At 72.0% G+C, this 13017-nt stretch carries 9 protein-coding genes and 1 pseudogene; 8 read left to right on the forward strand and 2 right to left on the reverse strand.

Translation table 11 applies throughout. The features are described 5' to 3' along the window. The 4 genes and pseudogenes from IE94_RS41700 to holA all read left to right on the forward strand — a co-directional run. Positions 1–257, forward strand: a pseudogene (locus IE94_RS41700) (N-acetylmuramoyl-L-alanine amidase); the annotation flags it as partial. 721 nt (positions 258–978) lie between these two features. Further along, entirely contained in the window at positions 979–1860 is an 882-nt protein-coding gene (locus IE94_RS0109225) for a YceI family protein (RefSeq protein ID WP_030180890.1), read from the forward strand. A gap of 25 nt (positions 1861–1885) precedes the next feature. Further along, on the forward strand, positions 1886–2131 hold the full coding sequence (locus IE94_RS0109230) for a hypothetical protein (RefSeq protein ID WP_037922240.1): 246 nt from the start codon (positions 1886–1888) through the stop codon (positions 2129–2131). A 112-nt stretch (positions 2132–2243) separates the two neighbouring features. Beyond that, a complete protein-coding gene (holA, locus tag IE94_RS0109235) occupies positions 2244–3233 on the forward strand; it encodes a DNA polymerase III subunit delta (protein WP_209441050.1) in 990 nt (329 codons plus the stop codon). A 258-nt stretch (positions 3234–3491) separates the two neighbouring features. Here the strand turns inward: holA and rpsT are convergent, their stop codons facing one another. Next, complete coding sequence (gene rpsT, locus IE94_RS0109240) at positions 3492–3758, reverse strand: 30S ribosomal protein S20 (protein ID WP_030180898.1); 267 nt, start codon at positions 3756–3758, stop codon at positions 3492–3494. Between the two features lie 237 nt (positions 3759–3995). On the opposite strand from rpsT, the gene lepA reads away from it, so the two are divergent. The 4 genes from lepA to hemW all read left to right on the forward strand — a co-directional run bounded on the left by lepA (position 3996) and on the right by hemW (position 12077). Next, the gene (gene lepA / locus IE94_RS0109245; protein ID WP_030180903.1) at positions 3996–5864 is read left to right on the forward strand and encodes a translation elongation factor 4; all 1869 of its coding nucleotides are present in this window, start codon (positions 3996–3998) and stop codon (positions 5862–5864) included. A 297-nt stretch (positions 5865–6161) separates the two neighbouring features. After that, on the forward strand, positions 6162–8039 hold the full coding sequence (locus IE94_RS0109250) for an AMP-dependent synthetase/ligase (protein ID WP_030180906.1): 1878 nt from the start codon (positions 6162–6164) through the stop codon (positions 8037–8039). Between the two features lie 186 nt (positions 8040–8225). Further along, the gene (locus tag IE94_RS0109255) at positions 8226–10799 is read left to right on the forward strand and encodes an ATP-binding SpoIIE family protein phosphatase (RefSeq protein WP_030180909.1); all 2574 of its coding nucleotides are present in this window, start codon (positions 8226–8228) and stop codon (positions 10797–10799) included. A 45-nt stretch (positions 10800–10844) separates the two neighbouring features. Beyond that, entirely contained in the window at positions 10845–12077 is a 1233-nt protein-coding gene (gene hemW / locus IE94_RS0109260; RefSeq protein ID WP_030180912.1) for a radical SAM family heme chaperone HemW, read from the forward strand. Positions 12078–12192: 115 nt separating this feature from the next. Here hemW and IE94_RS0109265 read toward each other — a convergent pair whose 3' ends face one another. After that, complete coding sequence (locus IE94_RS0109265) at positions 12193–13002, reverse strand: DUF3097 domain-containing protein (protein WP_030180914.1); 810 nt, start codon at positions 13000–13002, stop codon at positions 12193–12195. Positions 13003–13017 lie beyond the last annotated feature (15 nt).

Genomic DNA, 13017 nt, shown 5'->3' on the forward strand with positions numbered 1-13017 from the left:
CGCTGCCCCGGGACAACGAGGCGAACACCGACGGCAACCGGCACTTCTACGGCTTCGAGTGCGAGAACCTCGGCGACGGCGAGGACCCCTGGCCGGCGGTGCAGCTGGACGCGATCGAGCGGGCCGCCGCGGCCGTGTGCCGCCACCACGGCTGGAGCGAGCGCTCGGTGATCGGCCACCTGGAGTGGCAGCCCGGAAAGGTCGACCCGCGCGGGTTCACGATGGCCTCGATGCGCGCCCGGGTCGAAGAACGCCTCACCCACCCCGCCGGCTGGACACCCGGCGATCTCGAGGAGGAAGACATGCCGCGAGCGATCAGCCGATCGGACGGCGACGACCAGCGGATCACGCCCCGGCAGTGGACGACGCTCAGCGTGGACGGCGTGGACCTGCTGACCGGCGCGTCCCACTACCAGGCCACGGCCTACCTCCGGGCCGTCGTGCCACCCGGCTCCACGCTCCAGGGCCGCTTCTACCACCTCCGCCGGGACGGAAGCCGATGGACCGGCCCGATCGTCGAACGGGTGGGCACCGACGGCAGCAGCTTCCCGGACTTCGGGAACAGCGGCTCCATCGTCGCCGACGAACGGCTGCGCTTCGAGCTCATCTACTACCCGCCCGACTCCGGCGACGAGACCCCGGTCACGGTCACGGGCGCAAAGGTCCGCGGCCTGTACTGGGAGCGGTGACGCGACGGGGAACGCGAGGGGAAGGCGACGGGGAACGCGAGGGGGAAGGCGAGGGGGAACGCGACGGGGAACGCGACGGGGAACGCGACGGGGAACGCGAGGGGGAAGCGACGGCTACGGTGAAATCGGGTCACACATGATCACACGTGATCACACGGGGCCTCTCGTGCCCACTCCCAGCACATGTGATCGTTTCCCGCGATGTGGTCCCGTGTTGCCTCGAAAGCCACATCGGTGATCGAATGTTTCTCCGTCAACTAGTTTCGATGTCGTGCAGAGGGTGTCGCAAATGATCGGCCGCTTGCTGGGAAGCCGAACGAAGCGGATGCAACGGACGGGTCCCCTGGCGGCGGTGCGTACCCCGCCGGACGCCGGAGTGCTGAGCTGCCGCGTCCTCGACCCCGTCAACGACCCGGTGCCGGGCGCGGAGTTCACGGTCAGCGACGCCATGGGGCGCAAGGTGGTCGGCGGCGGTACGGACCCCTTCGGATCGTTCGTGGCGGCGGTGCCCGCGGGCGAGTACCGGCTCGCCGTGTCCGCCGAGGGGTACACCCCGTACCGCGCCTCCGTGACGGTCGTCGAGGACTCGCTGGCCTCGCTCGGCGACGTCACGCTCCAGGTGGCCCAGCCGCCGGAGCTCCCCGCGGCGGGCGACTGGGAGATCGAGCCGGCGCACTCCTCGATCGCGTTCACCGCGCGGCACATCGGGCTGGCCCGGATCCACGGCCGGTTCAACTCCTTCGCGGGCGCGGTGCGGATCGCCGACGACATGGAGCACTCCGCGATGCACGTCGTGATCGACGCGGCGTCCATCGACACCAACGTGAAGATGCGCGACGACCACCTGCGCTCGGCCGACTTCCTGGACGTGGCGAGGTTCCCGACCCTGGAGTTCTACAGCGACCGGTTCACGCACCGCGGCGGCAACCGGTGGGCCGTCACCGGGGCGCTGTCCCTGCACGGGGTGACGCGCACGGTCACGCTGGACACTGAGTACCTCGGACTCGGCAACGGCATGGAGGGCGAGACGCGGGCGGCCTGCCGCGCCACCACCGAGCTGCACCGCGACGACTTCACGGTGAGCTGGCAGACGATGCTGGCCCGCGGCATCGCCGTGGTCGGCCCCAGCATCCGCATCGAACTCGACGTGCAGACCGTGCCCAAGGGCTGACCGGAGCTGACCGACAATGGCACCCGTGAGCGACGTGAGACATGTACTGGTGCTGCCCGACCGCGACGCCGCCGAGGAGGCCGCCCAGGAGCTGGGGGAGCGGTTCGGCATCGACGAGGAACCGCGGATCCTGAGGGACGCCCTGGCAGGCGAGGACGACGCCGAGGACGCCCAGTGGCTCGTCGTCCTGCGGGACGAGCGGGAAGCGCTGGACCCCGGTGAGCTGGACGCGTTCGCCGGGGAGTGGGAGGGCTGGCGCGAGGAGCCGTAGCCCCGCCCCCTTCCGGCAGCCCCCGGCAGGGGCCGTCCAGCACACCGTGCAGCAGCATCCGTCCAGCAGCACCCGTCCGGCGTTGTCAGTGGTGCGTGCGATGCTTGTCGCGATGGCCAGGAAGACTGCGAACGACGACCCTCTCGCCCCGGTGACCCTTGCCGTGGGCCAGGAGGACCTCCTGCTCGACCGTGCCGTGCAGGAAGTGGTGGCCGCCGCCAAGGCCGCCGACGTCGACACGGACGTACGCGACCTCACCCCCGACCAGTTGCAGCCCGGCACCCTCGCCGAGCTCACCAGCCCCTCGCTCTTCGCCGAGCGCAAAGTCGTGGTCGTACGCAATGCGCAGGACCTGTCCGCCGACACGGTCAAGGACGTCAAGGCCTACCTCGCCGCCCCCGCCGAGGAGATCACCCTCGTCCTGCTGCACGCGGGCGGAGCCAAGGGCAAGGGCGTGCTCGACGCCGGCCGCAAGGCGGGCGCGCGCGAGGTGGCCTGTCCGAAGATGACGAAGCCCGCCGACCGGCTGGCCTTCGTGCGCTCGGAGTTCCGTACGGCCGGGCGGTCCGCCACCCCCGAGGCGTGCCAGGCCCTGGTCGACGCGATCGGCAGCGACCTGCGGGAGCTGGCCTCGGCGGTGTCCCAGTTGACCGCGGACGTCGAGGGGACCATCGACGAGGCGGTCGTCGGGCGGTACTACACCGGGCGGGCGGAGGCCTCCAGCTTCACGGTCGCCGACCGCGCGGTCGAGGGGCGCGCGGCGGAGGCCCTGGAGGCGCTGCGCTGGTCGCTGGCGACCGGAGTGGCACCGGTGCTGATCACCAGCGCGCTGGCGCAGGGCGTGCGGGCCATCGGCAAGCTGTCCTCCGCCCGCGGCGGACGCCCCGCCGACCTCGCCCGCGAGCTGGGCATGCCGCCGTGGAAGATCGACCGCGTCCGGCAGCAGATGCGCGGCTGGACCCCGGACGGCGTCTCCGTGGCGCTGCGCGCGGTGGCCGAGGCGGACGCGGGGGTGAAGGGCGGTGGGGACGATCCCGAGTACGCCCTGGAGAAGGCCGTGGTGACCGTCGCCCGGGCGGCGCGTTCACGCGGACGGTCGTAGACCCAGCCGCTCGGCCTCGGTCTCGGTCTAAGGTCTCGGCCTCGGTCTAAGGTCTCGGCCTCGGTCTCGCACGCGCCGCAGACCGAAGGCCCCGGTGGCCGTCCTGGGGAAGGACGGCCACCGGGGCCTTCGGATCAAGCTCGCGGATCCATGCCCGCGTGGCGAACGCAGGCCGCGCATGGATCCTGGGTGCCGGACGGGAGCGGATGAGAGAGGGCCCGCTCTGGGTCCTTCCGGCGATCAGACCAGATAAGGGGTTCAGCCCTTGAGAGCGCCGACCTTCTGCGCCAGCGCCGACTTCTTGTTGGCGGCCTGGTTCTTGTGGATGACGCCCTTGGAGACGGCCTTGTCGAGCTGGCGCGAAGCGACGCGCTGGTACTCGGTGGCCTTCTCGACGTCACCCGCGGCAGCGGCCTCACGGGCCTTGCGGATCGCGGTCTTCAGAGAGGACTTGACGGCCTTGTTGCGCAGCCGGGCCTTCTCGTTGGTCTTGTTCCGCTTGATCTGGGACTTGATGTTCGCCACGAATGAGCCTTTGCAGGTTCAGGCACGAGGCCGCGAGGGTCCCGTGCCGATGATTTCTTGAAGGAGTGCCTCGCGCTGAGAGGGCAAGAGACACAGCCACCCACACTACCAGCGGGTCGTGAAGGGTCCCAAACCCATACCGGCTCCCCACCCGTGGGACCATGGAGGCTACGTATCGATCCGACCCGAGACCCGAGACCGCAGACACTGCGGACGCCTCAAGAATCAGGACCCTGCGTGCCCGCGATCCCCAGCCATGTGCCCGAGCCGAGCCGTACCGACCCGGCGCTGATCCGCAACTTCTGCATCATCGCGCACATCGACCACGGCAAGTCCACGCTCGCCGACCGGATGCTCCAGCTGACCGGTGTGGTCGAGCAGCGGCAGATGCGCGCCCAGTACCTCGACCGCATGGACATCGAGCGCGAGCGCGGCATCACGATCAAGTCCCAGGCGGTGCGGTTGCCGTGGGCCCCCACCCACGACAAGAGCTCCACGCACATCCTCAACATGATCGACACCCCGGGGCACGTCGACTTCACCTACGAGGTGTCGCGGTCGCTGGCCGCGTGCGAGGGCACCATCCTCCTCGTCGACGCCGCCCAGGGCATCGAGGCCCAGACCCTCGCCAACCTCTACCTGGCGATGGAGAACGACCTCACGATCATCCCCGTGCTGAACAAGATCGACCTGCCGGCCGCGCAGCCCGAGAAGTTCGCCGAGGAGCTGGCCAACCTGGTCGGCTGCGACCCCGACGACGTGCTCAAGGTCTCCGCCAAGACCGGCCTCGGCGTCGACGCGCTGCTGGACAAGGTCGTCGCCGAGATCCCGGCCCCGGTCGGCGTCAAGGACGCCCCCGCCCGCGCGATGATCTTCGACTCCGTCTACGACTCCTACCGCGGCGTCGTGACGTACGTCCGTGTCATCGACGGCCAGCTCAACAAGCGCGAGCGGATCCGGATGATGTCCACCGGCGCCACCCACGAGCTGCTGGAGATCGGCACCAATTCGCCGGAGATGCTCTCCGCGGACGGCCTCGGCGTCGGCGAGGTGGGTTACCTGATCACCGGTGTGAAGGACGTTCGCCAGTCCAAGGTCGGCGACACCGTCACCAGCCAGCACAAGGGCGCCGAGGACGCCCTCGGCGGCTACAAGGACCCCAGGCCCATGGTGTTCTCCGGCCTGTACCCGCTCGACGGCTCCGACTACCCCGAGCTGCGCGAGGCGCTGGACAAGCTCCAGCTCAACGACGCCGCCCTGGTCTACGAGCCGGAGACCTCCGCCGCCCTCGGTTTCGGCTTCCGCGTCGGTTTCCTCGGTCTGCTCCACCTCGACGTGATCCGCGAGCGGCTGGAGCGCGAGTTCGGCCTCGACCTCATCGCCACCGCGCCCAACGTGGTCTACCGGGTGGTCATGGAGGACGGCACCGAGCACACCGTCACCAACCCGAGCGAGTTCCCCGAGGGCAAGATCAACGAGGTGTACGAGCCGGTCGTGCGGGCCACGATCCTCGCGCCGACCGAGTTCATCGGCTCGATCATGGAGCTGTGCCAGACCCGGCGCGGCACCCTGCTCGGCATGGACTACCTCTCCGAGGACCGGGTGGAGATCCGCTACACCCTCCCCCTCGCGGAGATCGTCTTCGACTTCTTCGACCAGCTGAAGTCGAAGACCCGCGGCTACGCCTCGCTGGACTACGAGCCCACCGGCGAGCAGACCTCCAGCCTGGTCAAGGTCGACATCCTGCTGCACGGCGACAAGGTGGACGCCTTCTCGGCGATCACCCACAAGGACGCGGCGTACGCGTACGGCGTACGGCTCGTCGCCAAGCTGCGCGAGCTGATCCCGCGGCAGGCCTTCGAGGTGCCCATCCAGGCCGCCGTCGGCTCCCGGGTCATCGCCCGCGAGACCATCCGCGCCATCCGCAAGGACGTCCTCGCCAAGTGCTACGGCGGTGACATCTCCCGCAAGCGGAAGCTGCTGGAGAAGCAGAAGGAAGGCAAGAAGCGGATGAAGATGGTGGGTTCCGTGGAGGTTCCGCAGGAGGCCTTCATCGCGGTCCTGTCCAGCGATGACAGCGCGGGGTCGGCCAAGGGCAAGAAGTAACCGCCACGCCGCACGCCGAGTCCGGGCGAAACGGACACCGAGGGGCCCGTCGTACGAAAGTGCGGCGGGTCCCTTCGCATGTCACGGGCGCGCATCTGTAGGAAGTGACAGGGTGCGGACTCTTACGCGGGGGCCGGTCGCCCTTTACCCTGATGCCTGCCCCGTAGTTACTCGTGAGTTAAACAAGTGATCGGACAACGGTCCGCGTCACGCCCCGAACACCGCCCGAGAGTGAACCAGCCGCACCTGAGCCAGCCGCAACGAGCCAGCCGCAACGTCGCGGGCCCGGAGGATGTCGTGAGCGACACACAGACACTGATCGAGAACCGTCCGCCTTCCGTGGCGGGACTCTTCCTGGAGCGGGTGGCCGCCACGCCGGACGCCGAGGCGTACCGCTACCCGGTGCCGCCGGCCGCGGGCGAGGGCCCCGACGACTGGAAGTCGCTGACCTGGGCGCAGGCCGCCGAGCGGGTCTACGCGATCGCGGCCGGCCTCGTCGAGCTGGGCGTGCAGCCCGAGCAGCGCGTGGCCCTCGCCTCCTCCACCCGCCTGGAGTGGATCCTCGCCGACCTCGGCATCATGTGCGCCGGCGCGGCGACGACCACCGTCTACCCGCAGACCAACGCCGACGAGTCGGCGTACATCCTCTCCGACTCCGAGAGCCGGGTGCTGATCGCGGAGGACGCCGCACAGCTCGCCAAGGCGAAGGAGAAGAAGGCGGAGCTGCCCGACCTCACCCACGTGGTCGTGATCGACGCGGCCGGCGCGGACACCGCCGAGGAGTGGGTCCTCACCCTCGACGACCTGGAGCGCAGGGGCGCGGCCCGGCTGGAGGAGGACGCCCAGCTGATCAAGGAGCGGGTCGGCGCGCTCACCAAGGATCAGCTCGCCACCCTCATCTACACCTCCGGCACCACCGGCCGGCCCAAGGGCGTCCGGCTCCCGCACGACTGCTGGTCCTACATGGCCAAGGCGATCGCCGCGACCGGCCTGGTCTCCAAGGACGACGTGCAGTACCTGTGGCTGCCGCTCGCGCACGTCTTCGGCAAGGTGCTGACCTCCGGGCAGATCGAGGCCGGTCACGTCACCGCCGTCGACGGCCGGGTCGACAAGATCATCGAGAACCTGCCGGTCGTGCAGCCGACCTACATGGCGGCCGTGCCCCGCATCTTCGAGAAGGTCTACAACGGCGTCGCCGCCAAGGCCCGCGCGGGCGGCGGGGCGAAGTACAAGATCTTCCAGTGGGCCGCCGGCATCGCCCGCGAGTACGCCAAGGTCACCCAGGACAACTTCAAGCGCACCGGCACCGCGAGCGCCCCCGCGGGGCTGCGCACCAAGCACGCCGTCGCCGACCGGCTTGTCTACGCCAAGATCCGCGAGGCCTTCGGCGGCCGCCTGCGCGCCTGCGTGTCCGGTTCGGCCGCCCTCGCCCCCGAGATCGGCTTCTTCTTCGCCGGGGCCGGCATCCACATCCTGGAGGGCTACGGCCTCACCGAGTCCTCCGCCGCCTCCTTCGTCAACCCCGGCGAGGCCTACCGCACCGGCACCGTCGGCAAGCCGCTGCCCGGCACCGAGGTGCGCATCGCGGACGACGGCGAGATCCTGCTGCGCGGCCCCGGCATCATGGAGGGCTACCACAAGCTGCCCGAGAAGACCGCCGAGGTGCTGGAGGCCGACGGCTGGTTCCACACCGGCGACATCGGCGAGCTGTCGCCCGACGGCTACCTGCGCATTACCGACCGCAAGAAGGACCTGATCAAGACGTCCGGCGGCAAGTACATCGCGCCGGCCGAGGTCGAGGGCCAGTTCAAGGCGGTCTGCCCCTACGTCTCCAACATCCTGGTGCACGGCGCCGACCGGAACTTCTGCACCGCGCTCATCGCCCTCGACGAGATCGCGATCACCGAGTGGGCGAAGGAGAACGGCCTGGAGGGCAAGCCGTACGCGGAGATCGTCGCGGCGCCGGCGACCGTCGAGATGGTCGACGGCTACGTCAAGCAGCTCAACGAGGGCCTGCAGCGCTGGCAGACCATCAAGAAGTTCCGCCTCCTGCCCCGCGACCTCGACGTGGAGCACGGCGAGATCACTCCGAGCCTGAAGCTGAAGCGGCCGGTGGTGGAGCGGCAGTACAAGAACCTGATCGAGGAGATGTACGAGGGCTCGCGCGAGGCGTAGGCCGGGGCGCGGTGTTCGAAGACGTCCGGTTTCGGGTCGGGTTCCGGCCGTCTTCGAACGTTCGCCTAGCACGGTCCTCACTCATCGCGGCCCACTTCGGTAACTCCGTGCTTATGTGCGGGATCGGTCTGTCACTCTGTCGGCATCGACTGCGAGGACTCGCACGAACTGCCCGGGGAGACGTCCATGGGGGCTATTCCGACGCAGCGGGAGACCGTCTCCCGTGCCGGCGCGGCGCCGGCGCACGCCGTTGAGGCATCCGGCGAGGGCTTCGAGGAGTGCGCGCGGGAGCGCGTGACCCTGCTCGGGAGCTCCCTCGCGCCGGGCGCCGCCCGCGCGATGGTGCGGGCCGCGCTGGCCGACTGGTCCGCGCTCGGTCTGCGCGGCACGGACCGGCTGACCGAGCACCGTGCCGCCGATGCCCTGGTCGTCGTCAGCGAGCTGGTCACCAACGCCGTGGTGCACGCCGGCACCGACGTCGAGGTGAGCCTGCGGATGGAGCACACGGGCACCCTCGTCGTCGAGGCCACGGACCGGCACCCGTCCCGTGCGCCGAGGAGCACCGACCCCGAGATGCCGCACGATCCCGCCGAGTACGGGCGCGGCCTGCGACTGGTCGCCGCGCTGGCGGAGGCCTGGGGCATCACGTACCGCCCGGGCACCAAGACGGTGTGGGCGCGGTTGCCCGCCGCGGGCACCGACCCCGCCGGACAGACCGAGGCGTACGCCGGAGCGTGCGGGGCGCGGCACGCCGAGCCGCCGGGCACATGGCGGCCGGGGGAGGGGGCAGGCACCGCGCACGGCGAGACCGCCGGTGCCGGTCGGGACGCCGGGGGCGGCGAGCCCGGCGAGTCCGACGAGTCCGACGAGCCTGGCGAGGACACGCAGGTCGGCCGGGTCGGCCACGTGGCCCAGGGTGACGCCGGAGGCCAAGGCGGCCCCCGGGGTGCCCGGCGCGGGCGTGGCGGTGGCCGAGGTGGGCGTGGCGGTGGCCGAGGTGGCGGCCGGGACGGCCGGGGCACCCAGGCCGGCCGCCGGGACGGCTCGGGGACCGCGGACGGACCGGCAGAGCCGGACGTGCCGGTCGGGCCGGACGTGCCGGTCGGGCCGGACGTGGGCCGCCCCCGGAGGGCGGACGGCCCCGTGTCGGGCCCTGACCGTCGGTCGGGCGGCGGCCCCCGCCGTGCAGCCGAGCGGGACGGGGACCAGCAGGCGGGCCAGGACGCGGACACGGACGCGCACACGGCGATGGACGCGCACACGGCGATGGATACGGACACGGACGCGGCCCGTGACCCGGGGGAGTGCCCCGGCCGTCGGTCGGACCCCCCGCGGTGGCCCGGCCCGTGGGGCGGCACGGCGGGGACCCCCCGGCGCGGTGTCCGAGACCGCGAGTGGCTGGGACGCGGCGCGCTGTCCTTCCTCGCCGAGGCCTCCGACCTTCTGGCCGGGCAGCTCGACGAGGACCTGGTCGCCTCCCTCACCGGTCAGCTGATCGTGCCCCGGCTCGCCGACTGGTGCGGGGTGTGGCTGGAGGACGAGTCCCTGGGCCGGGGCGCCTGGAGCGACGACACCGGAGCGGCCGTGGGCGCCCGGCTGGCCCGCGTGTGGCACGCGGGCGAAGGGCACCTGGACGAGTTGCGCGCCGCTCTCGAGAAGGACCCGCCCCGCCCGCGCGACCCGTGGCGCTCCGGTCCCGTCGGCCACCCCTGGCCCGGCGAGGCGCTCGGCACGCACGGCACCGCGCTCGCGTACCGCCTGGTCGCCGGCGGCAGGCCGCTGGGCACCCTGGTCATCGGCCGGGCCGACGGTCCAGGTTCGCCCGACTCGCCCGACTCGCCCGGCTCTCCCGGCTCTCCCGGCTCTCCCGGCTCTCCCGGTTTCCCCGACGAGATCACCGGTCTGGTCGAGGATCTCAGCCGCCGGGTGGCGCTCGCCATCGGCGCCGCCCGCCAGTACGCCCGGCAGGCCACCATCAGCGCCGTCCTCCAGCGCGGCCTGCTGCCCGGCGCCGTCGCGGAGATCCCCGGTGTGCGCAGCGCCCTCGTCTACGAACCGCGCGACAAGGGCGGCCCCAGCGGCGACTTCTACGACCTCTTCCCGGCCGGTGACGGCCGCTGGTGCTTCGCCGTGGGCGACGTGCAGGGCAAGGGCCCCGAGGCCGCCGTGGTGATCGGGCTCGCCCGGCCCTGGCTGCGTCTGCTGGCCCGCGAGCAGTACGGCGTCCCCGACGTGCTCGACCGCCTCAACCAGCTCCTCCTCGACGACGCCACCGAGGCCGCCGACGCCGCCGCCCGCGCACTGGTCGCCGCGGGCGGCCCACCGGTTGCCCCGGGCGACGGACCGCAGACCCGGTTCCTCTCCCTCCTCTACGGCGAGCTGGTCCCCTTCGACGGCGGCGTCCGCTGCACCCTCGCGTCCGCCGGACACCCGCTGCCGCTGCTCCTCGGGCCCGACGGCACGGTGTCCGCCGTCGCGTGTCCGCAGACCCTGCTGGGTGTCGTCGAGGACGCGACGTACGCCAGCGAGACCTTCGTGCTGCGGTCCGGCGACACCCTGCTGTGCGTCACGGACGGGATCACGGAGCGGCGCAGCGGCTCCCGCCAGTTCGACGACGGCGACGGGCTGGCCGCGGCGCTGGCCGGGTGTACGGGCCTGGAGGCCGAGTTGGTCGCCGAGCGCATCCGGCGGCTGGTGCACGAGTTCGGGCCCCGGCCACCGGAGGACGACCTGGCGCTGCTGGTGCTCCAGGCGGAGTGAACCGGGCGGGCGGGGGATCCGGCCGGGTGCGGGACAATGGAACGCATGCCCTCCGCACTCCCCGACGGCGAGCCCGTCCCCGCCGACGGCGCCCTGCCCGCGTCCGCGCTCGCCGGGGCCGCCGACCGCCCCCTCGGTTTCTACCTGCACGTTCCGTACTGCGCGACCCGCTGCGGCTACTGCGACTTCAACACCTACACCGCGACCGAGCTGCGCGGCACCGGCGGCGTCCTCGCCTCCCGGGACAACTACGCCGACACGCTCGTCGACGAGGTGCGACTGGCCCGCAAGGTGCTCGGCGACGACCCCCGCGAGGTCCGCACGGTCTTCGTCGGCGGCGGTACCCCCACCCTGCTGGCCGCCGATGACCTGGTGCGGATGCTGCGCGCCGTCCGCGAGGAGTTCGGCCTGGCGCCGGACGCGGAGATCACGACGGAGGCCAACCCCGAGTCGGTCGACCCGGCCTACCTCGCGGCGCTCCGCGAGGGCGGCTTCAACCGGATCTCCTTCGGCATGCAGAGCGCGAAGCAGCACGTCCTGAGGATCCTGGACCGCACCCACACCCCGGGTCGCCCCGAGGCCTGTGTCGCCGAGGCCCGCGCGGCCGGCTTCGACCACGTCAACCTCGACCTGATCTACGGCACCCCCGGCGAGTCCGACGACGACTGGCGGGCCTCCCTGGACGCCGCGCTCGGCGCCGGACCCGACCACGTCTCGGCGTACGCCCTGATCGTCGAGGAGGGCACCCGGCTGGCCTGGCGCATCCGGCGCGGCGAGGTCCCGATGACCGACGACGACGTGCACGCCGACCGGTACCTGATCGCCGAGGAGACCCTGTCGGCGGCGGGCTACGACTGGTACGAGGTGTCGAACTGGGCCACCTCCGACGCGGGGCGCTGCCTGCACAACGAGCTGTACTGGCGGGGCGCCGACTGGTGGGGCGCGGGACCAGGCGCGCACTCCCACGTGGGGGGCGTGCGGTGGTGGAACGTGAAGCATCCGGGGGCGTACGCGGCGGCACTGGCGGCGGGGAAGTCCCCGGGGGCCGGGCGCGAGATCCTGAGGGACGAGGACCGGCGGGTCGAACGCATCCTGCTGGAGCTGCGCCTGCGGGAGGGCGTTCCGCTGTCGCTGCTGCGGGAGGCGGGGCTCGCGGCATCGCGGCGGGCGCTGACCGAGGGACTGCTGGAGGAGGGGCCCTACGGGGAGGGGCGGGCCGTGCTCACGCTGCGCGGGCGGCTGCTGGCGGACGCGGTGGTGCGGGACCTGGTGGACTGACGGCAGGTTTCCTCGCCCCCGCCGCCCCTTCCCGTCCCGACCCCGGGGGCGCTGCCCCCGGACCCCTGCTCCTCAAACGCCGGAGGGGCTGGATTTCACTGGCTGGGTGAGCACGTCACGCCGTCACGAAGTCGATCAGTTCCTCCACCCGTCCCAGCAGCTCCGGCTCCAGGTCCTTGTAGGACCCCACCCGGGCGAGGATCGCCTGCCACACCGCGCCCGTGTTCTCCGGCGGCCACCCCAGCGCCCGGCACACCCCCGTCTTCCAGTCCTGGCCGTGCGGGACCCGGGGCCAGGCGTCGATGCCGACCGACGACGGCTTCACGGCTTCCCAGATGTCGATGTACGGGTGCCCCACGACCAGCGCGTGCTCGCTCGTCACCGCCTCCGCGATCCGCCACTCCTTCGAACCCGGCACCAGGTGGTCCACCAGGACGCCCAGCCGTGCGTCCGGGCCCGGGGCGAAGTCGGCGACGATCGACGGCAGGTCGTCCACGCCGCCCAGGTACTCCACGACCACGCCCTCGATGCGCAGGTCGTCGCCCCAGACCTTCTCGACCAGTTCGGCGTCGTGCCGCCCCTCGACGTAGATGCGCCCGGCGCGCGCCACCCGTGCGCGGGCGCCGGGGACGGCGACCGAACCGGAGGCCGTGCGGGAGGGGGCGGACCGCGCCGGACCGGGGGAGGACGGGCGGACCAGGGTCACCACCCGCCCCTCGAGGAGGAAGCCGCGCGGTTCCAACGGGAACACCCGGTGCTTGCCGAAGCGGTCCTCCAGGGTCACCGTGCCCGCCTCGCAGCCGATGACGGCGCCGCAGAAACCGGTGCCGGGCTCCTCGACCACCAGGCCGGGCTCGGCCGGTACCTCGGGAACGGGCTGCGGTTTCTTCCACGGAGGGGTCAGGTCGGCGGAGTACTGGCGCATTCTGATGACGATACG

Source organism: Streptomyces violaceorubidus (assembly GCF_000717995.1).
Classification (GTDB): domain Bacteria; phylum Actinomycetota; class Actinomycetes; order Streptomycetales; family Streptomycetaceae; genus Streptomyces; species Streptomyces violaceorubidus.

What these genes read in the sequence shown, in the direction of transcription:
- IE94_RS0109225 (WP_030180890.1), top strand. Translation starts at nt 979, where the DNA reads ATGATCGGCCGCTTGCTGGGAAGCCGAACGAAGCGGATGCAACGGACG.
- holA (WP_209441050.1), top strand. Translation starts at nt 2,244, where the DNA reads ATGGCCAGGAAGACTGCGAACGACGACCCTCTCGCCCCGGTGACCCTT.
- IE94_RS0109255 (WP_030180909.1), top strand. Translation starts at nt 8,226, where the DNA reads ATGGGGGCTATTCCGACGCAGCGGGAGACCGTCTCCCGTGCCGGCGCG.
- hemW (WP_030180912.1), top strand. Translation starts at nt 10,845, where the DNA reads ATGCCCTCCGCACTCCCCGACGGCGAGCCCGTCCCCGCCGACGGCGCC.
- IE94_RS0109265 (WP_030180914.1), bottom strand. Translation starts at nt 13,002, where the DNA reads ATGCGCCAGTACTCCGCCGACCTGACCCCTCCGTGGAAGAAACCGCAG.